This window comes from Hyphomicrobium sp. (genome assembly GCF_019753045.1).
Lineage (GTDB): Bacteria > Pseudomonadota > Alphaproteobacteria > Rhizobiales > Hyphomicrobiaceae > Hyphomicrobium_B.
Map to the genome: position 1 here is coordinate 380,897 of NZ_JAIELN010000002.1, position 21,206 is coordinate 402,102.

17 protein-coding genes are annotated in these 21,206 nt (G+C 59.3%); 8 read left to right on the forward strand and 9 right to left on the reverse strand.

Annotation, left to right across the window (positions count from 1 at the left end):
• Positions 1-46: 46 nt before the first annotated feature.
• Entirely contained in the window at positions 47-673 is a 627-nt protein-coding gene (locus tag K2Q04_RS02245; RefSeq protein ID WP_291158655.1) for a hypothetical protein, read from the forward strand.
• A gap of 85 nt (positions 674-758) precedes the next feature.
• Here K2Q04_RS02245 and meaB read toward each other — a convergent pair whose 3' ends face one another.
• On the reverse strand, positions 759-1,760 hold the full coding sequence (gene meaB / locus K2Q04_RS02250; protein ID WP_291159114.1) for a methylmalonyl Co-A mutase-associated GTPase MeaB: 1,002 nt from the start codon (positions 1,758-1,760) through the stop codon (positions 759-761).
• A 177-nt stretch (positions 1,761-1,937) separates the two neighbouring features.
• Here meaB and K2Q04_RS02255 point away from each other — a divergent pair, with 177 nt between their 5' ends.
• The 3 genes from K2Q04_RS02255 to K2Q04_RS02265 all read left to right on the forward strand — a co-directional run bounded on the left by K2Q04_RS02255 (position 1,938) and on the right by K2Q04_RS02265 (position 6,028).
• Positions 1,938-3,674: an alpha/beta hydrolase gene (locus K2Q04_RS02255; RefSeq protein WP_291158658.1), complete on the forward strand. Its 1,737-nt coding sequence runs from the start codon at positions 1,938-1,940 to the stop codon at positions 3,672-3,674.
• A 447-nt stretch (positions 3,675-4,121) separates the two neighbouring features.
• Positions 4,122-4,631, forward strand: a complete 510-nt coding sequence (locus K2Q04_RS02260) for a DUF4142 domain-containing protein (protein WP_291158661.1) — start codon at positions 4,122-4,124, stop codon at positions 4,629-4,631.
• 467 nt (positions 4,632-5,098) lie between these two features.
• Positions 5,099-6,028, forward strand: coding sequence for a glutaminase (locus K2Q04_RS02265; protein WP_291158663.1), 930 nt, complete (start codon positions 5,099-5,101; stop codon positions 6,026-6,028).
• 257 nt (positions 6,029-6,285) lie between these two features.
• On the opposite strand, the gene K2Q04_RS02270 is transcribed toward K2Q04_RS02265, so the two are convergent.
• Positions 6,286-6,486, reverse strand: coding sequence for a DUF2735 domain-containing protein (locus K2Q04_RS02270; protein WP_291158666.1), 201 nt, complete (start codon positions 6,484-6,486; stop codon positions 6,286-6,288).
• Positions 6,487-6,954: 468 nt separating this feature from the next.
• On the opposite strand from K2Q04_RS02270, the gene K2Q04_RS02275 reads away from it, so the two are divergent.
• Positions 6,955-7,992: a glutamine synthetase beta-grasp domain-containing protein gene (locus K2Q04_RS02275; RefSeq protein ID WP_291158669.1), complete on the forward strand. Its 1,038-nt coding sequence runs from the start codon at positions 6,955-6,957 to the stop codon at positions 7,990-7,992.
• Between the two features lie 108 nt (positions 7,993-8,100).
• Here K2Q04_RS02275 and K2Q04_RS02280 read toward each other — a convergent pair whose 3' ends face one another.
• From K2Q04_RS02280 to K2Q04_RS02290, 3 genes are all read right to left on the reverse strand, one after another.
• Complete coding sequence (locus tag K2Q04_RS02280; protein WP_291158671.1) at positions 8,101-9,000, reverse strand: polysaccharide deacetylase family protein; 900 nt, start codon at positions 8,998-9,000, stop codon at positions 8,101-8,103.
• Between the two features lie 661 nt (positions 9,001-9,661).
• Positions 9,662-9,853: an aa3-type cytochrome c oxidase subunit IV gene (locus K2Q04_RS02285; RefSeq protein ID WP_291158674.1), complete on the reverse strand. Its 192-nt coding sequence runs from the start codon at positions 9,851-9,853 to the stop codon at positions 9,662-9,664.
• 964 nt (positions 9,854-10,817) lie between these two features.
• Entirely contained in the window at positions 10,818-11,237 is a 420-nt protein-coding gene (locus K2Q04_RS02290) for a response regulator (protein WP_291158676.1), read from the reverse strand.
• A gap of 204 nt (positions 11,238-11,441) precedes the next feature.
• Here K2Q04_RS02290 and K2Q04_RS02295 point away from each other — a divergent pair, with 204 nt between their 5' ends.
• On the forward strand, positions 11,442-11,696 hold the full coding sequence (locus tag K2Q04_RS02295) for a hypothetical protein (RefSeq protein WP_291158678.1): 255 nt from the start codon (positions 11,442-11,444) through the stop codon (positions 11,694-11,696).
• 725 nt (positions 11,697-12,421) lie between these two features.
• Entirely contained in the window at positions 12,422-12,877 is a 456-nt protein-coding gene (locus K2Q04_RS02300; protein WP_291158680.1) for a hypothetical protein, read from the forward strand.
• A 313-nt stretch (positions 12,878-13,190) separates the two neighbouring features.
• On the opposite strand, the gene K2Q04_RS02305 is transcribed toward K2Q04_RS02300, so the two are convergent.
• Both K2Q04_RS02305 and K2Q04_RS02310 read right to left on the reverse strand, forming a co-directional pair.
• Entirely contained in the window at positions 13,191-15,008 is a 1,818-nt protein-coding gene (locus tag K2Q04_RS02305; protein ID WP_291158682.1) for an ATP-binding protein, read from the reverse strand.
• Positions 15,001-15,360: a hypothetical protein gene (locus K2Q04_RS02310; protein WP_291158685.1), complete on the reverse strand. Its 360-nt coding sequence runs from the start codon at positions 15,358-15,360 to the stop codon at positions 15,001-15,003. The genes K2Q04_RS02305 and K2Q04_RS02310 overlap by 8 nt, the downstream gene beginning before the upstream one ends.
• 372 nt (positions 15,361-15,732) lie before the next feature.
• Here K2Q04_RS02310 and K2Q04_RS02315 point away from each other — a divergent pair, with 372 nt between their 5' ends.
• Positions 15,733-16,389 carry a hypothetical protein gene (locus K2Q04_RS02315; RefSeq protein ID WP_291158687.1) on the forward strand — a complete coding sequence of 219 codons (657 nt, stop codon included), beginning with the start codon at positions 15,733-15,735 and terminating at the stop codon, positions 16,387-16,389.
• 21 nt (positions 16,390-16,410) lie between these two features.
• Here K2Q04_RS02315 and K2Q04_RS02320 read toward each other — a convergent pair whose 3' ends face one another.
• Together K2Q04_RS02320 and K2Q04_RS02325 are read right to left on the reverse strand one after the other, a co-directional pair.
• Positions 16,411-19,566: an efflux RND transporter permease subunit gene (locus tag K2Q04_RS02320; RefSeq protein ID WP_291158689.1), complete on the reverse strand. Its 3,156-nt coding sequence runs from the start codon at positions 19,564-19,566 to the stop codon at positions 16,411-16,413.
• The gene (locus tag K2Q04_RS02325) at positions 19,563-20,762 is read right to left on the reverse strand and encodes an efflux RND transporter periplasmic adaptor subunit (protein WP_291158691.1); all 1,200 of its coding nucleotides are present in this window, start codon (positions 20,760-20,762) and stop codon (positions 19,563-19,565) included. The genes K2Q04_RS02320 and K2Q04_RS02325 overlap by 4 nt, the downstream gene beginning before the upstream one ends.
• Positions 20,763-21,206 lie beyond the last annotated feature (444 nt).

Sequence of the window (21,206 nt, forward strand, 5' to 3'; positions counted from 1 at the left end):
GCGCTGAGACAGTCGCAAATAAATCGCCAAGCGAGGATCATCTCCAATGTCATACATGCGCATTATGCTTGCAATTGTCCTGACCGGACTTGCTTTCCCCGCAGAGGGGATTTCCGCTTTCGCTGAAGACGCTATGCCGTCGCCCTCCGATGCAGCGTTTGCGCGTGAGCGCAACGCCGAGATCGACGCCTCGGTTGCTCGCGTCGAAGATCTACAGGCTGCCGACTTCGAACTCGCCCAGAACGCCGAAATTGAAAAGGCGTCCGCTGCATACGCTCAGGCGAAGTTCGAGCGCGAACGCAACGACGAGATCAACGCATCCCTGGCCGCGGTTGCAAACCTGCGCGCTCGGGAAGCACAGGACGTCGCGGAAGCCGAATTCGAAAGTCGGCAAAACGCCGAAGCCGACGCCTCGATGGCTCGCGTTGCGGCTCTTCAGCAAGCGGAGTTCGAAAGCGACCGCAATCGTGAAATTGACGCCGCTATGGCCGCCTATCAGGACGCCAAATTCGCGGACGAACGCAATGCCGAGATCGCAGCGTCATTGGCCGCAGTCGAGACGGCGCGGCGGGAAGCGGAATTCGCAGCCGCGCGAAATGCGGAAATCGAAATCTCGCTATCCGAGGTCAAGTCTCGCCAGGGATCCTTGGTGACCGGTAGCATCGCGCAATAATAACGCATTAGCCGGCCTTCGCGATCAACGCCTGTCCAAGACCAACGTGCTGTCGGGCCTTGCGCGGGCCCGATTGTCCGGGATCTCAGATCCCCATCATCGTCATGATGCGTTCTACCGCGAGCGTCGGAAGAAGCGTGCCGTCGCGAACGGATTGTTCGATCTTCGGAAGCTCTGCCGCGACACTCGGATTGGCCCTCAGCGCACCCATGAGCCGGTCTTCGAGCATATCGCGCATCCAGGACACGGCCTGAGATTGCCGGCGCGTTTCAAATTCGCCTGTCCCCGTCATCTTCTTCCGGTGGTCGAGAACCTTTGCCCAAAGCTCCTTCAGCCCACGGTTATCCCGTCCGGATACAGTCAAAACGGGCGGAAACCACGTCGCGCCATGCGGCGTGAAAATCTGCAGCGCATTTTTGTATTCGGCCGCCGCGCTTTCGGCGCGCTTGATGTTGTCGCCGTCCGCCTTGTTGATGGCGATCATGTCGGCAAGCTCGATGATGCCTTTCTTGATGCCTTGCAAATCGTCGCCGCCGCCCGAAAGCAGTAGCACCAGGAAGAAATCCACCATATCGGCGACGGCGACTTCGGACTGACCGACGCCCACCGTCTCGACGATGACGACATCGAAGCCTGCCGCTTCGACGAGCGCCATGGTCTCGCGCGTGCGCCGCGTCACGCCGCCGAGCGTGCCCGACGAAGGCGATGGCCGGATGAACGCATTCTTCTCCTGCGCGAGCGAACTCATGCGTGTCTTGTCGCCGAGGATCGAGCCGCCTGAGCGTTTGGAAGTCGGATCGATGGCGAGAACGGCGACCAGGTGCCCTTCGGCAAGCAGGTTCATCCCGAGCTGATCGATTGTCGTCGACTTGCCGACGCCGGGAACGCCGGTGATGCCGAGCCGCACGGCCTTGCCGGTTTTGGGCAGTAGCTCCTGCAGCACCTGCTGGGCGAGCCGGCCGTGGTCGGGGTTTGAGCTTTCCACAAGCGTTATGGCGCGAGCGAGAAGCGCCCGGTCGCCGTTGGCGATCCCCGAGACATAGTCGGCGACGGAAATTTTGTGGGCTGGGAGGGCGGTAACGGGCATGGCTGCGAAGGTGAATCCTGTTCGTTCATCGGTGGAGACGATGGGCAGGAAAGACGCTTTCCCGCAAGCCGGGAATTCGACGCTCTTCCCCGTCACAATCTCATGCCATAGAGCCGGTTGCTTGGCGGCCGTAAGCTGCCTAGCTTGTGGCCGGGCCGCGTCCTAGGGGAGGGTAGCGTGATTTGGGTTGCTGAAGGCTGGCGTAGACCAGTGCGCCGGACGGGATTGGGGTTGACGATACTCGCAGCCTGCGGATTGCTCGCAGCCTGTAGCGAAGCTCCGAAAGTCGGCAAGGACCGTGCGGAGCCGCCGAGCCAGGCCCAGGAAAGCGCGCAGCCTCCCCCGCCGCCGGTAGCCAATGCGCCCGCAGCGCCGGAAGCGGCGCCGCCTCCCGAAGCGAAGCAACAAAGCGAAGATATGGGAGGAAGCAGGGACTCCGACTCCCAGACGGATGCCTACAAAAAGGACGAGGCGGAGCCCGGCTCCAGCTCGACGTTCGAGCATGAAGCCAACGGAGGGTCCGGTCCGAAAATTCCGTCCGTTATCGGGGAAGGCCGGATCGGCGCTGGTGCTCCTTCGCCTTCGGCGGAAGAACCCAAAGAATCGGCGCCCCCGACTGAGGTTGAGCCTAAAGCGGTCGGCGCTGCTCCGCCTCCGCCGCCGGAACCGTCCGAGCCGGCCGGTGGCGCTGCACCGCCGGAGCCTCCGGCGGCTTCCGCCGAAGCACCAGCCCCTAAGCCCCGCGCGAGCTATGCGCAGCCGCCCGCGCCATCGGCTGCCATGCCGGCTCCGCCGCCTCCGCCCGCTCCGGCCGCCGTTGTGCCGCCGCCCGCAGCGCCTTCCGCCGCTGCACGCGCTGCGATCGAGAGCGATCCTTCGAAGAAGTTCAAAGTCGTTCCGGTCTTCTATGGAACCGATCGGGCTATCGAGCCTGATCCGGCCCGCCTGCAATTCGGATCGGAGCGGGGTCACAAACTGCAATTAGGGCGCGCGCTTATCTCAGTTCCTCTCAGCCATAAGGTGCCGCATATCGAGCGGCCGACGGTCTACGAGATCCCGTATTTCAAATACAAGATTTACGAAGAGAAAGAGGACCCGAACAAGCATTTCACGCTGCAGGAAATTAAGAGCCTCACGGAAGAGCAGATGCTAGCGCTCGTCAAAGAGCAGCTCGCGAAGTCCTCGACGTTCAAGGATCACGCCTTCGTCTTCGTGCACGGCTTCAACACGTCCTTCGACTGCGCCCTCTATCGGACCGCGCAGATCACATACGACCTCGGCTTCGACGGCGTGCCGTTCGTCTACAGTTGGCCCTCTGGCGGCAAGGTCGCGAGCTATACCTATGATCGCGGCAGCGTCGAACAGGCGGAGCCGCGGCTCGCTGAATTTCTGACGATGGTCATTCAGAAGAGCGGCGCGAAATCCATCAGCCTCATAGCGCATTCGATGGGTAACGAGCTGTTGCTGCGTGTGCTGGAAAGGCTGAAGCCCAAAATTCCAAACGGTGTGGTGATCAGCCAAGTCATTCTCGCGGCGCCCGACGTCGACCGCGATAAGTTCAATATCATCGCCCGCGAGATTTCGAGTTTTGCGAGGGGCGTAACGCTCTATGCGGCGTCCAACGATCGCGCTCTCGGTTATTCGGCGCGGTTCTGGGGCGGCGTTCCGCGCGCTGGCGATATTCCAAAAGACGGACCGTTGATCATTCCGGGCGTCGACACCATCGACGTGACGGCAGTATCGACGGACGCGCTCGGCCTCAACCACTCGGGCTATGCGGAAAATCCCGCCTTGCTCGACGACGTCAAAGCGCTCGTCTCATTGGGAATCCGTCCGCCGGACAAACGCTTGAAAAGCATTTTGGCGGTGGAGTCGGCGGCTGGAACCTTCTGGCGATTTCAGGCGACCAATTGAGTTTCCCGCAACTGAGGCTCCGATGACCGGGGCCTCAGTAAGGGACAACCTAGTAACTCGGTAAAAACAACAGGCTCACCCCTGCCGGCGTTTATTGCCGATGGCGGCTCTGTGCGATGGGCTATCATCCCGTTCCGAGTGGTGTCTCCGCTCTGAAACCGTAATGCCGTAAAATAGCAGCGCCCCGAGAATTATGGGCGCCCCAATGACGGACAGCAGCAAAAGCAATTCGTTCAAATATTGGTCCACGGCCCAGATCTCCAGACCAAATTTCCACCCGACCATAAAACACAGCCGAAACCCCAAAAGTTCCTGTCCGTTCGCTCGCTCCGGGAAGCATCTGCCAGCGCGACGAAGCATAACGAACACATCCGTCAAAACCGGGAACACTGGCTGCGCGGCGGCGGTTACGAGCCCACAGGTCGAATGACCATAGGAGAGATCGATATGAGAGTAATTTTAACAATCATCGCAATGGGCTTTGCGTTGCCGGTGCTCGCCGCGGATGACCCAAGTCAGACCAGGGACTTCGTATCCAACGCGACGGTCGGCAATAAATTCGAAATCGACACAAGCGAGCTTGCATTGAAATACGGAAGGTCACCCGAGGTGCAAAGCTTTGCGCATCAAATGATCACCGATCATACGAAGGCCGGGGAGGACCTGAAGAAGGCGCTCGGCGAGGCCAAGATAGAACCGCCCGAGAATGCACTCGATATGACGCACGAAGCTAAATACGCGAAGCTTCGCCTCTTCACGACCAAAGAAGGCTTCGACTCCGCTTACGCATATGATCAGCTGAAAGCTCACGAGGACGCGGTCGCTAAGTTCAAGGATTATGCCGCGAACGGACCGACTCCTCAGGTGAAGGCCTTTGCCGTCGCATTGTTGCCAACACTCGAGCATCATCTGACGATGGCCAAAGATCTCAATGATAAGATGCGCTCACACAGCTAGCGGTGAAGAGATTTTTAAGAGCACTCAAATTGCAAAATTAAAAAAGGCCCCGAAGTGGGAAGCTTCGGGGCCAAGACAATATCATCTAATGAATGTACGGGAGCGTACAATAGAAAAACCCTAAAACAACAGCTCCGATTCGGCAATCGCCGACGTCGATCTCGGCGCCGATACGCACGCGATTTAGCGGCTATTTTGGCCGGTTTTCTCGGATTTCAACATTCAACGTTCTTGCGCATATTTCACGCGTGCATTGAAGCCGCTTTTGACTGCCATAGCGCCAAGCAACCTACGTCCGCTTCCGTCATCGCGAACGATGCAATCTGCTCGTCTCGTAGGAAATGCCCGGCGCACGTTGCGAGCCAAGCAGAGCCAATATCAAAGCCGGAAGCAATTTCGCCTTCTTGTGTGATTGAGTGAATGCCCGCTAGTACGTGGGAGGATCGCAATCATGAGATAGGCATGCCGTGAGTAAGCTTGACGATGTCGTCAAAGAAATCGCTGACGAGATGCGGCGCAGGCCCGAACGGGGAGAAGTCGCAACCTACATTCCCGAATTGGCGCGCGTTGACCCAAAAGCCTTCGGCATCGCCGTCATCGACGCCGAAGGAAACGTCGCAGCCGCTGGCGACGCCGATACGCCGTTTTCAATTCAAAGCATCTCGAAGGTGTTCACGCTGACGCTTGCTTTAGGAAAGGTCGGCGACAGGCTTTGGAAGCGGGTCGGCCGCGAACCGTCAGGAAGCCCCTTCAACTCTATCGTCCAGCTCGAAAACGAGAAGGGCATTCCGCGAAACCCCTTTATCAATGCCGGCGCGATCGCCGTGACGGATCTGATCCTCTCCGGCCATTTGCCCCGTGAGGCGCTGGGCGAAATCCTGAGGTTCATGCAGTTCCTGGCCGATGATTCGACCATAACAATCGATCAGCAGGTGGCGGCCTCCGAGCAGCGCACCGGCTTCCGCAACGCCGCGCTCGCCAATTACATGAAGTCCTTCGGACACCTCGATAACCCCGTCGACTTCACGCTCGGGGTCTACTTTCACCACTGCGCCATCGCGATGTCTTGCAGACAATTGGCCATGGCCGGACGCTTTCTTGCACAATTTGGCAGCAATCCGTCCACCGGACATGCAGTTGTGCAGCCAGAGAGGGCGCGTCGGATTAACGCTCTCATGCTGACCTGCGGCCATTACGACGGATCGGGCGAATTCGCCTACCGCGTCGGCCTGCCGGGCAAGAGCGGGGTAGGCGGCGGCATCCTGGCAGTGGCTCCCGGCAAGGCCTCAATTGCCGTCTGGTCGCCCGGATTGGATACGACAGGCAACTCGCGGCTGGGGCAGATTGCACTCGAGCATCTTACCCACCGGATGGGCTGGTCGATCTTCGGTGCGTGAGGATTAGGCGAAGGGCCGGCGCGATGCATTGTGCTTCGACGCGCCCGAATTTTTTCGCGCGCAGGTTCTCGCAGTGCAGGGGGAGTTACGAGAGAACCGTTGGGCTGGAAGTGGCCAGAATATAAACCGTTTTGGTGACCGGGCGGCAATCAGCGCCCACCGCGCGGGGAAGGGCCAAAAACGCCTTTCCCGCGGTATCGATCAGTGTCTGCAGTCGATGGAATTCACGTTACGCATGACGCCTACAAACTTCGAGCTCAGCTCCAACGCACCAGTTCGGCGTCTTCTTCAATGGCCGCTTCGTGATACCAGCAGCTGCCAAACTCGACGTGTCGCGCGAGCCGGTAGGGCACGATTGCGGAAGCCTTCTTGACGAGCCGTTGTCCGTGTAGGGACGCACGTCCGCCTCTCGGGAATTGGTAGATCTTTGCCGTTTGTCGATACTGGATCTCGGTCATTCTTGTCTCTCCAAGCCTCACCGGCCGCACGGCGCAACCGGTTCGGCATCCATTTTCGCCTGATTATGCTGATGCCTCAATAAAAATCAGCAGTTGCACATATTATGGGCATGCTTGGTTTTGTGTCTTTGGATAGCATCCGTGCCGTGGTGAACGCGCTTTGCAACCGCCGTGTTCCGCCACATCTCGCCAGGCTTCGTAATGAACCTGCATCACATGAGGGAGAATGAATGCTGACCGGCGTGGCTCAGGTTGAGAGCAAGAGCCTCTACCCCGGGCGAGCGTTCGCAAGCGTTTCTCGATCGACCGTTGCTGCCCGCTGGCGGCTTCAGGACGGCCCCTCGGTTGAAGCAGCTTCTCGCGCATTCGTGGCGCGCCCCGCCGTTTCGGGCGCCCGCGGCCAAGCGTGCCGGCGGCAGCGCACGCAGTAGGGAATTCTCAGACGTCAAACTTAGGGAGCACTAAAGAATGACGAAGTATAAGCTCGAGTACATCTGGCTCGATGGTTACACGCCGGTTCCGAACCTGCGTGGCAAGACGCAGATCAAGGAATACAGTGCATTCCCTGATCTCGCTGATCTCCCGCTCTGGGGTTTCGATGGCAGCTCGACCATGCAGGCCGAGGGCCACAGCTCCGACTGCGTTCTGAAGCCCGTCGCTCACTATCCCGATCCCGCTCGCACGAACGGCGTGCTCGTCATGTGCGAAGTCATGATGCCGGACGGCAAGACGCCTCATGCTTCGAACAAGCGCGCAACCATTCTCGATGATAGCGGCGCCTGGTTCGGCTTCGAGCAGGAATACTTCTTCTACAAAAATGGCCGTCCGCTCGGCTTCCCTGAGACCGGCTATCCGGCTCCGCAGGGGCCGTACTATACGGGCGTCGGCTACAAGAACGTCGGCGACGTCGCGCGCAAAATCGTTGAAGAGCATCTCGATCTCTGCCTCGCCGCTGGCATCAACCACGAAGGCATCAACGCCGAAGTCGCGAAGGGCCAGTGGGAATTCCAGATTTTCGGCAAGGGCTCCAAGAAGGCCGCTGACGAAATGTGGATCGCGCGTTACCTGCTGCTCCGCCTCACGGAGAAGTACGGCATCGACATCGAATTCCACTGCAAGCCGCTCGGCGACACCGACTGGAACGGCTCGGGCATGCACGCCAACTTCTCGACCGAGTACATGCGTACGGTCGGCGGCAAGGAGTACTTCGAGAGCCTGATGAAGGCCTTCGACAAGAACATCGATGAACACATCGCGGTTTACGGTCCGGACAACCATATGCGCCTGACCGGCAAGCACGAGACGGCGCCGTGGAACAAATTCAGCTACGGCGTTGCAGATCGTGGCGCTTCGATCCGCGTGCCGCACTCGTTCGTCAACAACGGCTACAAGGGTTACCTCGAGGATCGCCGTCCGAACTCGCAGGGCGACCCATACCAGATCGCTTCGCAGATCCTGAAGACGATCTCCGAAGTACCGGCTGGCGCCGTCGCAAAGGCAGCTTAAGTCTCTCAATCACGGCGCCGGCTCACCAGTCGGCGCCGTGACTCTATCTGGATCGGCTCGGCCGATAAGCACGCTTCGCATTTTGCATCCGGCTACACGGCGCAGTCCCTATTGGATCGCCGCTGACCTCTTGCCGAGAAGCACCGCTTTTCTACCGCGCGAAGACGTCCGCTGGTGTTTGACCCTTCGCGATGCGGATTTGACTGAGCTCTTCTGCGGCTCCGGCGGCGTGACGTCCGCAACGAGCTCAAGCGCGGTTTTCGGCTTCAGCAGGACGACCTTGTAGCCTCCCGCCTTCAGTTTCGCGAGCAGCCCAGGCACCGCGTCAGCCGTCCATTTGTGTATGTCGTGCATCAGGATGATGCCGCGACCGCGCGCCTTGAGGCCCGCCATAACCCTCGCGATGACCGGTGCGGAGCTACGCATGCGCCAGTCGGATGAATCGATGTCGACAGCAAACTGCGCGATGTTCCGGCTCTTGAAGTAGTCCTCGGCGAGCTTGCTGCTCGAAAGATAGGGATAGCGGAAGAACGGCGCGACCGGCTGCGGACTGTTCTTCTGAACGATGTCGAACGTCGCTTCGACCTCATGCGTGACTTCAGGCAACGCAAGCCGCGCGAGATTGGGATGAGACCAGGTGTGCGTCCCGATCGTATGTCCCTGGTCCGCAACTTCTTTGACGATCTCCGAATGCACGGCCACCATTTCGCCGACCATGAAGAAGACTGCCTTGGTGCATTCCTTCGCGAGGGCGGCGAGAATCGCCCGCGTATCCTTCGGAGAGGGCCCGTCGTCGAATGTGAGAACGACCTCGCCCGCAGCAAGGAAATTCGGATCGCCATGAGGTGCGCCGATCCAAGGGCCGCCGGTCGTATCGACCTCGATCGTTCTTGAAACGCCGAGCGTGCCCTCGGGGCACGCATCATCCGCATATGCGGGAGACAATCGGGTGCCGCCCACCACTAAGATAGCTGCGGCGGCAATGCCTAAAATCCACTGAGGTCGCATGCAACATCCAACTTGAGAAAAGCCCCCGCCCAATCATCGATGCGGATAACGACGCGCGCTCAACAGGAGCAGCAGCCACAGTGCGAACGTGCGTAGGCGGCACCAATGCCGGCCAACTAGGCAAAGCCCCGCGAACGTACTGCGGGTACGCGGTCTCGTAGCAACCGCCAACGAATATTACAACTTGACCTCGCGGTCACCCAGCTTGGAGGCACGCGTACCTCAAAAATCGGTATACCTCCGGCATGTATGCAACATCTTTAGATTTTGCTTGCGATTTCACGAGCGCGCCAGCGCGCTTTGCGCGTTGCGGTTGACCGCTTCGCCACATCACGATCGCGATTTCAAGATGCAATTTTCTCAAAAGCGCAGGGCAATAGACGCCGGAAGGGCTCCGCACGTCGACTCGTTAACAACGACTTGAAGCGCCGGTTATTTCGGAAGCGGCTTCGATTCCGATGGCGATACGTGCGCAGACTGATCCTGCGGTGCGTTAGTCGTAACTCCCTCCATCCGGGCAGGAGTCTTCATAATGAACGCAAGTGTAAAGCCACCAAGAACCAGAACCGCGATCAGCGTCGACAAGATAAGAACGCGAAAATTTGTCCTTCGCGAACTGCCCTGTCTAACTTCTGTTGGGGTCTTCTGCGCCATGCCTCGGTCAACCAAAGAAATATGCCAGCGCGATCAGAATGACCGCGGCGTGAGCCACGAAAAGCATCACTCCACGGAGGAAGCCGCGATAGGTGTCGATGTGGTGTTCGAAGTCTTGCGCATTGGGCGCATAAGGCTGCTTCTCTATAGCCGCATGCTCGATGCCTTCCTCTTGAAGCATTTCCAGCGAGGTAGCCATTGTCGCCTCCAAGATTTGGAAGTTAAACCCTGGCCAAGAGTTGGCGTTCCCGGTCGGCCACGCTGATCCGTCTGGTCGTTACCAACCTTTTGTCATCGGCGCTCAAGCTTCGCTCAAAGGCCATGTGCCCACCAGCTTGAGGCGTGGGCACAGGCCCGCGATTCAACACAACAAATAATCAGTAGCCGCCGCAGTAGCGGCTGCAGCGACGGCAGAATCCATAACCGCCGCCATAATAAGGATAGTAACCGCCTGTCCATCCCCACCCCGGTCCCCACCACCACGGCCACCATAAGCCAGCACCAACGAAGCGTCGACCGAAGAACGGTCGTCCATGGAACCTTGCGGGACCGCGGAATCCGAATCCCGGACCGCGGAAGCCTGGACCTCGGAATCCGAACCCACGACCGCCGAAGCGAGGACCGCCAAATCCGCGGAAGCCGCCGCCTCGGAACCCGCCACCACCAAATCCTCCATGGAAACCTCCTCCGCCGAAACCTCCATGGAATCCGCCGCCCCCAAATCCTCCGTGAGCAGCCTCCGCAACCGGTGCCATCGAAATGACGGCCAGCGACGCGACAGCCGCCATCGCAATCCGCTTAAATTTATTCATGGAGAAACCTCATGACTCGTCAGAAATTGACGTCAGCACGCGGATAAAGTTGTTTTAAGTTTCATCGCGCAACGCTCCGGCAAAAGCCGGGCCTGGAACGTTGCGGTACTGGTCGCGCGCGCCGGACGACGCAAAAAAAGACCAAGCAGTTTAGCTGATGGAGTTACGCTCGACATGGCGCGTAGTTTCATCATCCGATAGATGTGAAACGACTGCATCTTCGAGTGCGGCGCGTTAATGCCCGATGATATTCGAACTCGGGCGAGAGCGCTTTTTGCGGGTCCGCCGCTTCTGAAGTCTTTTTATTGAGATGCGAATGCATTGCCTCGGTTCGCTAGGACCGAGGCTAACTCAGCTGGCGGCAAGCCGGCTGGCAATGAGACTGTTCACAACAATCGAAACGTCGTCGGGATTGTACGGCTTTGCGAGGATCGGCGTATTCGGATAAAGCGAGCTGAGTTCGGCTACGCCTGCACCCGTGCAGATCGCGAAGGGGATGCCCTTGACATCGAGGGAACGCGCGAGCGGCGCCGCTTCCCCGTCCTCCAGAAGATAATCGACCACGGCGATGTCGATCTCTTCGCGCTCGAGAGCTTCGAGCGCATCTCGCACCGTCGCGGACGGTCCGATGACCTGGCAACCATAGCCCCTGAGGATGTCTTCAAGATCAAGGGCGACGAGCGTGTTGTCTTCGACAAGCAGCACACGCGGCGGGCGGACATGTCCGAATATCTTCGTATCCACCATGCTTGCCGAACCGGAATACGTCATACCGTCAACTCCGAAAACACCTACTTCATGCCGTTCCCGGGATTAATCAATCCGATAAAACAGCAACTTACCGTGCAGTCGTGAAATTGTAAGCATACGTAGGGAACGGTTTTAGGGGGATCCTCGTTAACACGGGCCGTAGCTCAAATTGAGCGAGTTACTAACTATGAGCCGGCGAAAACAAGCGCCCGAGGAGATTTTGCCATGAGCGCAGCTGCAAATAGGGATGAACGGCTCCAGATTATGCTTGAGCCGGAAGAACTGAGAGCTGTCGATGACTTCCGCTACAAATACCGCCTGCCGAGCCGCGCCGCGGCGGTGCGCGAATTGTTGAAGCGTGGGCTGACCAGCGCGCCGACAGGTACGGTTGATGACCATTCCCGATCGCAGGATTTTGGAGTTCTCCGGATTGCCAACGGCAGCCGCTTCAAGGACGCAGACAGTACCGACGGGAAGTAGGTGCTGCATTTTTGGCGTGTCATCGCGAGCGACCGGGCTACGCGCGCTGTGAAGCGGCGGCTTTGGGGTAGGGGATCAAAGCTTCCATTCGACACTTCGTCTCGAATGAAATTTAACGGTCGAGGTGCGGTTCACTGCTTCACGATCGATGACGGGCTGGCCGATGCGCGATCCTTCAGCAAGAGTTTTATCGAGACGCAATCGATGCGCTCGTGCGCGCAGCCTTCGGTTTCCTTCCCGCCAAGACGAACCTTTGCTGTCCCAGATCGGGAAAATCGAACCCGCTGGTGCGGCGCTTCTCATGCTTGGAGACTCAGGAAAAATTTTGCGTACGAGGCGGGAACCGGAGATCGCGGTGGTCGTTTTCCACCTACAATCTCCCCCAAGATTGTAGTCTAGGCGCTACTCCCCCCGATAGCGCCGTCCCATAAGACGCCGGCTTTCCCCCCGAAGCCGGCGTCTTCTCGTTTGGCATCCCCCATACGAAAATCGTAAAGTGAAAATCGTGAAATGACGACGTGACTGCAGCGTCGATCGTCTCTCAGTCTTCTCCGGCCTGCGCCGGCCGCTCATCGGATTCGAAATGCGGCCACCGGATTGAACTCTGCGACTGATTGCTCAGCGTGCGACGTTATTCGAGCGCGCGCCGCGCAACAAACGGATGTGGCGAAGGTTTGCACCTCATCGGAGCTGTTTCAGCTCCTCCAAGAATGAGGAAAGCTCAAATGCAGACATTGCGTAAGTTGGCGACTGTCGCTGCCGCGGCGCTTGCGGTTACGGCATTCTCCATTTCTGCCGATGCCCACGGTGGCGGCGGCGGAGGCGGTGGTCACGGAGGAGGCGGGGGAATGGGAGGCGGTGGCTTCATGGGAGGCGGTGGGGGAGGGGGCGGAATGGGTCACGGAGGCGGCGGCTTCGGTGGTGGCATGGGACATGGCGGCATGGGCATGGGCGGGATGGGCCCCCACGGCTGGAGCGGCGGTGGCTTCGAAGGGCACGGATTCCGCGCCGGTCCAATGGGCGGAAATTTCCGTGGAGAACACGGAGGTCATCACGACCATCACGGCCATTTCAGACGCGGCCCGTTCTTCGCGTTTGGCTATGACGGCTATTACGACGACGATTACTACTGCTACTGGCGCTACGGACGGCGCTACTGCGGCTACGGATATGGCTATTGATGAAAAAGCCCCGGATATCCGGGGATTTTTCATGCGCGCGAGCCGTAGAAAATAGAGAGCCCTGCCATCGCTGGCAGGGCTGACAGGAACACGTCACCCTCACGCTTGGCGGTATCGGCTCCCGCTGTGCCGACCGTTCAAGCAGCGACGCTCTTCCCGCTGAAGGAGGCAGCCAATACAGAAAATTGTGGTCACAAACAATTCACAATCCGACGCAGCGTGTAACAGGTTGTGATCTAGATGCCACGTTTGGAAAGCGGCTCGCCGGCGAACGGTGAGGCCGGCCCCGCGTCGGCTATTGCGTGGACGACGATCAGAAAGGATTTCTTCCGCCCGATGCGGCGACCGGAACGCGATGACGCGTGCTAATTCCTGCTCCGTCGCACACGGCTTCGATCGCGTGAAGCAGCACATCGATCTCGAACGGCTTGCCGATGTGTGCCGTCATGCCTGCCGCATAACAGCTCGCGATTTCGTTCGGGAGAACGTTCGCCGTCATGGCGATGATCGGAACTTGGCTTTGATTTGGCGGCAGCTTCCGGATTTCCTTCGTCGCCGCGAGGCCGTTCATCCCAGGCATCTGCATGTCCATGAGGATGACATCGAATGATTCCGACTGCACCAGCAGAATGGCTTCGGCGCCGCTCGCGGCCGTCACGGCGCGATGTCCTGCACGTCTCAGCACGGTGGATGTGAGCCGTCTGTTTGGCTCCATGTCGTCGACCACCAGAACATTCAGGCCGCCGGGGCCAGCTGGCTTCGAATCCGCAGACCGCTCGGTTGACGGCTGTGACCGGCTGACGGCGAGCGGCAATTCAAACCAAAAAGCCGACCCGTCGCCGAGCACGCTGTCGACGCCGATCCGGCCGTCCATGGCAACGACGATGCTCTTGCTGATGGCGAGCCCCAGGCCCGATCCTGCGAAGCGCCGCTCGTAACTTCCATCGAGCTGACTGAACCTGTTGAACAATTCCGGTATCGACTTTTCCGGTATGCCAGGACCGGTATCTTTGACGACGAAGCGAACGATGACGTCGTCAGCCGACCGCTTCACCCACTTGGCATGGACATCGACACGGCCAACCGCCGTGAATTTTACGGCATTGCCGACGAGATTGACGAGCACCTGCCTGACGCGCTGTGCATCCGCCAAAACTGCGACCTCATCCAAAGCGCCGTCGACTTCAGCGCTCAAGATTAGCCCCTTCGCCCGTGCGTCGACCTGTATCAGCGACAGGCAGCTCTCGATGATCGGACGGAGCAGGGTAGGGGCGAGCACCAGCTTCATGCGCCCGGCTTCGATTGCGGAAAAGTCGAGGATGTCGTTCACGGTGTTGAGGAGCGACCGTCCCGCATCCCGCACGATCTCCAGATCGCGCGCATCTTCAGTATTGAGGCTGCGTCGCGCCAGAACGAGGCTCGTATAGCCAATGACGCTGTTCAGCGGCGTTCTGATTTCATGGCTCATCGTCGCGAAGAATTCTGACTTCGCCGAAGTCGCGCGCTGCGCCGACTCATTCGCGGCCTTCGCATCGGCAATGGACACTTTGAGCCGCTCCAGAACCTTGAGCCGCTCCATGAACATGCGAGCGTTTGTCATGATGAGCACGACCAGAAAAACTAAAAAGCTCACCGCGAGCGCGCAGAGGACGAAATTTTCTCTGCCGCCGAGAATGAGCAGTTTCAGAATGAGCGGGCCAAGGATGGTCCCCGCGTAGGTGAGTGCGGCCGCGGGGATCGGCGCGAGCAGAATGCTGCCGCTTGCAGCCATGCCGATGACAAATGCTGTGAGGATAGCCTCGCTGGTCCCGCTTACGGCGCCAGCCCATGCCGCTGCCAGGAACGACCAGGGGAGCGCAAGTAGGACTGCGAATACAAGAGCATTCCGGGCGCTTCGTGTCGTGTCGGCATTATGGCGCTGCTTCGAGGCCGTGCGAGGCAACGAACGCACCCCTGCCAAGCCGCAAACGGCGAACGAGAAGAGGAGCCAAAGAAAAAGATGGTGAGCCGGAAAGGTGTTCCAAAATGCCGCTGCGGCGAGCGCCACATTGACGCCATAGCCGGCCATTGCATAGGGCGTGACGCGGGCGACGGCGGCCAATTGATCGCGATGAAGCCGCAGCTTAGTCACTGGCGGCCTCCATATACGCCCTCAACGCGGCCATGGCGCGTTCGCCGGCGTACTTAATTTCTACCTGCGCCGAAAGCATATCTGCCCGCGCGTGATCCCGGGCGAATTCCCTCAATTTCTCCGCTGCCGACATCAGCTGGCACATTCCGAGCGTGCCGGTGAAATTAATGAGATCGTGGCAGATCGCTTCAATTTGCGACGGTGAGAGCTCCAGCGATTGGAGATTCAGAAGGCGTTGTTCAATGGCGGTCGCGAATTCGCCGATAATATCGCGAAAGCCGACCAAATCGAGATAGCCGCGCATACGCAGCAGCTTTCCGGCATCTAGGACCGTGCCCTCGTCGATAATCAAGGCCTCGAGATTTGCAGATTTCATCGGGGGCAAATGATTGTTTCATCAACGCGCGGGGCACGCTTATCAACCCCCCGGAATATCTTCGTTGCAATGCGTTACTCTGAGCTTAACCGAGGCTGTCAGCATCCCGATTGGATAAACGCTATTCATTTTACGCGCCCTTGGAATTGAAGAAGCGCGTAACCTCTCGGTCAGAAAAGTTAACGAATGCATTTTGCGCTTCCCGGATAGGTCCGAAGCCGGATGAGGAAGCGCATGGCGCCACGAGCAGGGCGGTGTCCGCCAGTTAGTATCGCTGCGAGAACTCCAGCCTTTCTATTGCCGTCGTTGGGCTTGCTGAATGGCCTTGGGGAGTAAAGGGCGTCAGTTATGAAATCAGTTGCGTCAGTCGTTGTACCGGTTGTGGCCTTGCTCGCCGCTTATGGACCGCCGGCTTTTGCAGATCCCGCATTCGCGGCGGCCGAGCCGCAATCCGAAGACTCGACACCCCTGCCGTCATTCGTCCCGTCATCGGGCCAGGAAAAATATGCGTCGGCCTTGCACGCTAATCGCGGCCAGGCTGTCGCCGCGCGCCAGGAAGCGGAAAAAAACAGCGCCCTCTTCGCCGGAATGACAACCGGTTCAATTTCGAAAAGCGACGATGTTGCGCCGTCCAAGCCAAAGCCGTCCGAGCCTGATCCCGCGGTCGCCGATCCGGAAAAGCTTGCATCGCGGCCAATGACGGAAGCGCCATCCGGACGCTCGATCATGCTGGCGTCGAACCGGTCGGCCGAGGATACAACCGAAAAGAGCTCGGCTCCGCCGAAGGAGGCTCCCCCAACCGATCGTACAAAAGGCAATGGGAACACGCACCGCATTCCACAGAAAGCCCTCGCCAAAGCGACGCGAAACTCTCGAATGGCCGAACGCGAAGAACGCGAGACGGGCACGACCGCTTCAATGGCGCTCGCAGCCGCAGGGCAAAAGGCCAGCGTCATCGATTTGCTGACCAACCCGGCGTTGTGGTGGCACTCAGGGCGCGAATAAAGCGCCCTGCCTCAGGCGACGTTATTTGGTCTTCGGTGCGATCATGGCAGGCTCCGCAGGCTTCTTCCGGGACCGGCGCCATTCTTCGAAGCGCTGAATGACGACGAAGAACGAGGGAACGAACAGCACCGCGAGACACGTCGAAGCGAGCATGCCGCTGAAAACGGTGATGCCGATCGATTTGCGCGCCGATGCCCCGGCGCCGGTCGCAAACACCAGCGGCGCGACGCCCAGGATAAACGCGAACGACGTCATCAGGATCGGCCGGAACCGGGCCCGCGCCGCCTCCAGCGCGGAATCGAAGATCGGCTTGCCCTCGGCCCGCAATTCGCGCGCGACCTCAACGATCAGAATGGCGTTCTTCGCCGAAAGGGCAATCAGAAGCACGAGTCCGATCTGGACATAGAGGTTGTTATCGACGCCGGCTGCGGTCAACACCAGCACTGGGCCGAGCAGCGATAACGGAACCGCCAGGATAACCGACATGGGCGCGTACCAGCTCTCGTACTGACCGGCGAGCACCAGATAGACGAGAAGCATTGCAAGCGCGAACACGTAATAGATTTGGCCGCCGACGAGCTTCTCCTGATAGGACAGCGCCGTCCACGAATAGCCGACGCCGGGCGGCAGCGTCTTCGCGGCAATCTCTTCCATGAGCGCGATGGTCTGCCCGGATGAAAAGCCCTTGGCCGGTACGCCGACGATAGCGGCCGACGGATAGAGATTATAAAGGCTGATGAGCGAGGCCCCGATGTGGGGCGTAATCGTGAGAACCGTGCCGAGCGGGATCATGTCGCCGTTCTGGTTCCGCACCCTGAGAGCAAGAATATCGTCAGGCGACATTCGGAATGCAGCATCGCCCTGCACGTAGATCTGGAAGACGCGTCCGAACTTGTTGAATTGGTCGACGTAGCTAGAGCCGAGATAGCTCGCAAGCGTCGAGAACACTTGGTCGGTCGTCAGCAGAAGTGTCTGAACTTTCTCGCGGTCGATTGTAACCTTATATTGCGGAGCGGTCGCGCGGAAAGTGGTCGAAGCACGCGCGATGCTCGACTGAGTGCTGGCCGCGTGCACCATGGCGTTGACCGAGCTTTCGAGCTTCGCCAAATCGAAGCTGCTGTCGCGCAACTCGATCTGCATCGTAAAGCCGCCCGCATTGCCGATGCCCTGGATCGGCGGCGGCGGCACGACCAGAACGTGACCGTCCTGGATGTCAGCGAGCTTCTCGTTGAGAGTTTTATAGAGCGATGCCAAGTCCTGGCCCGGACCGCGCGCGCTCCAATCTTTCAGCATGATGTAGGCAACGCCGGCATTGGCGAGCGAAGCACTGTTGTCGAGAGCCGATATGCCGGCAATGGTAATGACGCGCTCGACGCCCGGCACCGCATTGGCGAGCTGTTCAACCTGCTCGAGCGATTTCTGCGTTCGCCCGAGCGCCGCACCGTCGGGAAGCTGCACGGCGGCGATCAAATATCCTTGGTCCTCGATCGGCAGAAAGCCGGTCGGGACGCGCGACATTCCGTATATAGCGCCACCGATGATTGCCAGCGCGATGAGAGACATCAATCCGCTGTGGCGGGCCATGCCGCCGATCAAGCCGGCGTAGCGGTCCTCCATACGCTGATAGATGGCGTTGAAGCCGCGGTAGAAGAAGTTGCGGTTTTCGGGCGGCACGGGACGCCGAAGCCAAAGCGCGCATTGGGTGGGCTTCAGCGTTGCCGCGTTGATCGCGCTGATCAACGCTGTCGCGGCGATGACGAGAGCGAACTGCGCGTACATCTGCCCCGTGAGCCCCGGCAGGAAGGCGGATGGCAAAAACACCGCCATCAGCACCAGCGTTATGCCAATGATCGGGCCCATCAACGCGTTCATGGCGGCAATCGCGGCGTCGTTGCCGGACATGCCTTTCTCGATGTTGTGGGCAGCGCCCTCGACGACGACGATCGCATCGTCGACGACAATACCGATAGCGAGAACGATCGCGAACAACGTCGAGAGATTGACCGAAAAACCCAACGCCGCCATGGCGGCGAAGGCACCGATGATCGTCACCGGCACCGTAGTGGCCGGAACCAGCATCGCGCGCCAATCCTGCAGGAACGCGAGGATGACGATCAGCACCAGAAAACCAGCTTCGATCAGGGTCTTGTAAACTTCCGACACCGCCTGCTGCACGAAAACCGTGGTGTCGAACGGAATGGAGTAGGCGACGCCTTCCGGAAATTCTTTCGCGAGCGCCTTCATTTTCGTGCCGACTTCGGTGGCGACATCGAGTGCGTTCGCCCCGGGTGTCAGGAAAATCGCGAGGCCGGCAGCTTGGTTTCCGTTGAGTTTGAAAATCTGCGCGTAGGTCTGCGCGCCGAGTTCGACCCGGCCGACATCGCGCAACCGGGTCAAATCTCCGGCCGTACCCGTTTTGACGACGACATTCGCGAATTGCTCCGCATCTTCGAAGCGCCCGACAACGTCGACCGTGTATTGGAATGTCTGCGCGCCTGCTACAGGCGGCGCCCCGATCTGTCCCGCCGTCACCTGTTGGCTCTGCTGCTGCAGCGCCTGGATCACGTCCTGCGCGTTGAGCCCGCGCGCCTGCATCTTTTCCGGATCGAGCCAGATGCGCATCGCATATTGACCCGCCCCGAATACGTTGACGTTGCCGACCCCCGGCAACCGCGCGATTTCATCCTTCAGTCGGATCGTCGCGTAGTTGCTGAGATAAAGGCTATCAAATCGATTGTCGGGGGAAGTCAGCGTGACGATCTGCAAAATCGCCGTCGACTTCTTCTGAACGACGACGCCCTGCACTTGTACGGATTGCGGCAGTGACGCCATCGCAGCCGAGACGCGGTTCTGCACGAGAACTTGCGCCGCGTTGAGATCGGTGCCGATGTCGAACGTGACGGTCAGCGAGTAGCTGCCGTCCGACGCCGCGTAGGACTGCATGTAGAGCATCCGCTCCACACCGTTCACCTGCTGTTCGATAGGCAACGCAACCGTATCGATCACCGTACGGGCACTCGCGCCTGGATAGCGCGTCGTCACCTGCACCGTCGGCGGAACGACGTCCGGGTATTGGGAAACGGGGAGCCGAAGTAATGAAACGAGGCCGATAACCACGAACAGAAGCGCGATGACGTTCGCGAGAACCGGACGCTCGATGAAGAATTTCGAGATCATGGGGCGCCATCCGCTTTCGGCTCGGCTTCGGGCTTGGCGATAGTCTTCAGCTCGGGCTCGATCTTCTGGCCCGGGACGACCGTCATCAACCCCGATATGATGACGCGATCATCCGGAGTGATGCCCTTCTCGATGACGCGCAGATCGCCGACCTGCTGTCCGAGCTCGACTTTGCGCGGCTCGATCACGTCGTCTTTGTTGACGATGAGCACGTAGCGGCCGCTCTGATCGCTGCCGATCACGCGGTCCGGAATGAGAAGCGAGCCCGGCTGTTTCGCTCTGGGAACGCGAACGCGAACAAAATAGCCAGGAAGCAGCGCGCGATCCTTGTTCGGCAATACGCCACGCACGGCAAGCGTTCCCGTCGCGGCCGTGATACTCGGCGCGACGTAGTCGAGCGTGCCTTGATGCGGATATCCATTCTCGCTCTGAAGGCCGATTTCAACGGGAATTTTCTTGAGTTCCTCGTTGGTTATGCCCCGCGCCTTCATCTCGGAGCGGATCTCCTGAACGTCGACCTCGCTGATGGAAAAATTGACGTAAATCGGCTCGAGTTGGACGATGGTCGCGAGTGTCGTCGGGCTGCCCGCGCCGACGAGTTGGCCCAACGAGACTTCGCGGGATGTCACGATGCCGTCGAATGGCGCGCGAACTTCCGTATAGCTGAGATTGAGCTTTGCCTGATCGATATCGACCTGTGATTGCTGCTGCTTCGCGACCGCTGCGGCTTTATTTGCAGTCGCCGTGTCGAGCGTGGCTTGGCTGGCGATATTCTTGGCGGCGAGATCCAGCTGGCGATTGTAATCGGCCGTAGTCTGCGTTGTGGTCGCGGTCGCACTCGCAAGTCCCGCCTCGGCCTGCTGAAGCGCAAGCTGATAGGGTTGTTGCTCGATCACGAACAGCACCTGACCGGTCTTTACGAAGTCGCCGTCCTGATACTTGATCGCTTCGACGAAACCCTGAACGCGGGCGACCAGCGTCGTGCTGTTGACCGCCGCAGTGCTGCCGGTGGTGGTCAGATAGCGCGTCACCGATTCCTTCAATGGCAGCGCCACATCGATTTTCGGGGGAGGCGGTGGAACGAACGTATTCTTATCGCCGCACGCTGAAAGCGCGAGTGTTGAAGCAACGAAGCACGCCACGGTCCCGCGCCATCCCCGGCCGAAGCCCGGCGAACGTGAGATGGCTTGTGTCATGCAACTGCGCCCGGACGATCGCAGTACGGATTCGTCACCCATAGTGAAACCCACAATGTTAGAAGAAATTGGATAAAGGCGGTGCGATGACGTTAGGTCATTTGGCTCAGCCCGTATAGATCTCGATGATCGTAATTATAGGTTGCTGTACAACTTCGGGAGCCGCAGGTTTTCGATTAAAATGATGCCTTGCAACATGAGTTAGCGCTGGGCGACGTCTCCGCTTGGCAGCACATCTACCTCACTGATCTTTGTCTCCTTTGGCCCTGCGCTTGGGCGATCCCGCTTATCCTTGAAGTCCACATCGCTGATCGCCCTGTCTGCCGTTGATCGGCGACTTTTGGCGGGAGCGAATTGCTTTGGTTTCGCTGGAATTCACGCCCTCACAAATACCGCTAGTCTGGGCCGGATCTTTGGAGCATTCTATCCCGAAAACGTGCGGAT

What these genes read in the sequence shown, in the direction of transcription:
- K2Q04_RS02280 (WP_291158671.1), bottom strand. Translation starts at nt 9,000, where the DNA reads ATGCGACCTCAGTGGATTTTAGGCATTGCCGCCGCAGCTATCTTAGTG.
- K2Q04_RS02320 (WP_291158689.1), bottom strand. Translation starts at nt 19,566, where the DNA reads ATGATCTCGAAATTCTTCATCGAGCGTCCGGTTCTCGCGAACGTCATC.
- K2Q04_RS02275 (WP_291158669.1), top strand. Translation starts at nt 6,955, where the DNA reads ATGACGAAGTATAAGCTCGAGTACATCTGGCTCGATGGTTACACGCCG.
- meaB (WP_291159114.1), bottom strand. Translation starts at nt 1,760, where the DNA reads ATGCCCGTTACCGCCCTCCCAGCCCACAAAATTTCCGTCGCCGACTAT.
- K2Q04_RS02270 (WP_291158666.1), bottom strand. Translation starts at nt 6,486, where the DNA reads ATGACCGAGATCCAGTATCGACAAACGGCAAAGATCTACCAATTCCCG.
- K2Q04_RS02315 (WP_291158687.1), top strand. Translation starts at nt 15,733, where the DNA reads ATGAAATCAGTTGCGTCAGTCGTTGTACCGGTTGTGGCCTTGCTCGCC.
- K2Q04_RS02300 (WP_291158680.1), top strand. Translation starts at nt 12,422, where the DNA reads ATGCAGACATTGCGTAAGTTGGCGACTGTCGCTGCCGCGGCGCTTGCG.
- K2Q04_RS02295 (WP_291158678.1), top strand. Translation starts at nt 11,442, where the DNA reads ATGAGCGCAGCTGCAAATAGGGATGAACGGCTCCAGATTATGCTTGAG.
- K2Q04_RS02325 (WP_291158691.1), bottom strand. Translation starts at nt 20,762, where the DNA reads ATGACACAAGCCATCTCACGTTCGCCGGGCTTCGGCCGGGGATGGCGC.
- K2Q04_RS02290 (WP_291158676.1), bottom strand. Translation starts at nt 11,237, where the DNA reads ATGACGTATTCCGGTTCGGCAAGCATGGTGGATACGAAGATATTCGGA.
- K2Q04_RS02260 (WP_291158661.1), top strand. Translation starts at nt 4,122, where the DNA reads ATGAGAGTAATTTTAACAATCATCGCAATGGGCTTTGCGTTGCCGGTG.
- K2Q04_RS02285 (WP_291158674.1), bottom strand. Translation starts at nt 9,853, where the DNA reads ATGGCTACCTCGCTGGAAATGCTTCAAGAGGAAGGCATCGAGCATGCG.
- K2Q04_RS02245 (WP_291158655.1), top strand. Translation starts at nt 47, where the DNA reads ATGTCATACATGCGCATTATGCTTGCAATTGTCCTGACCGGACTTGCT.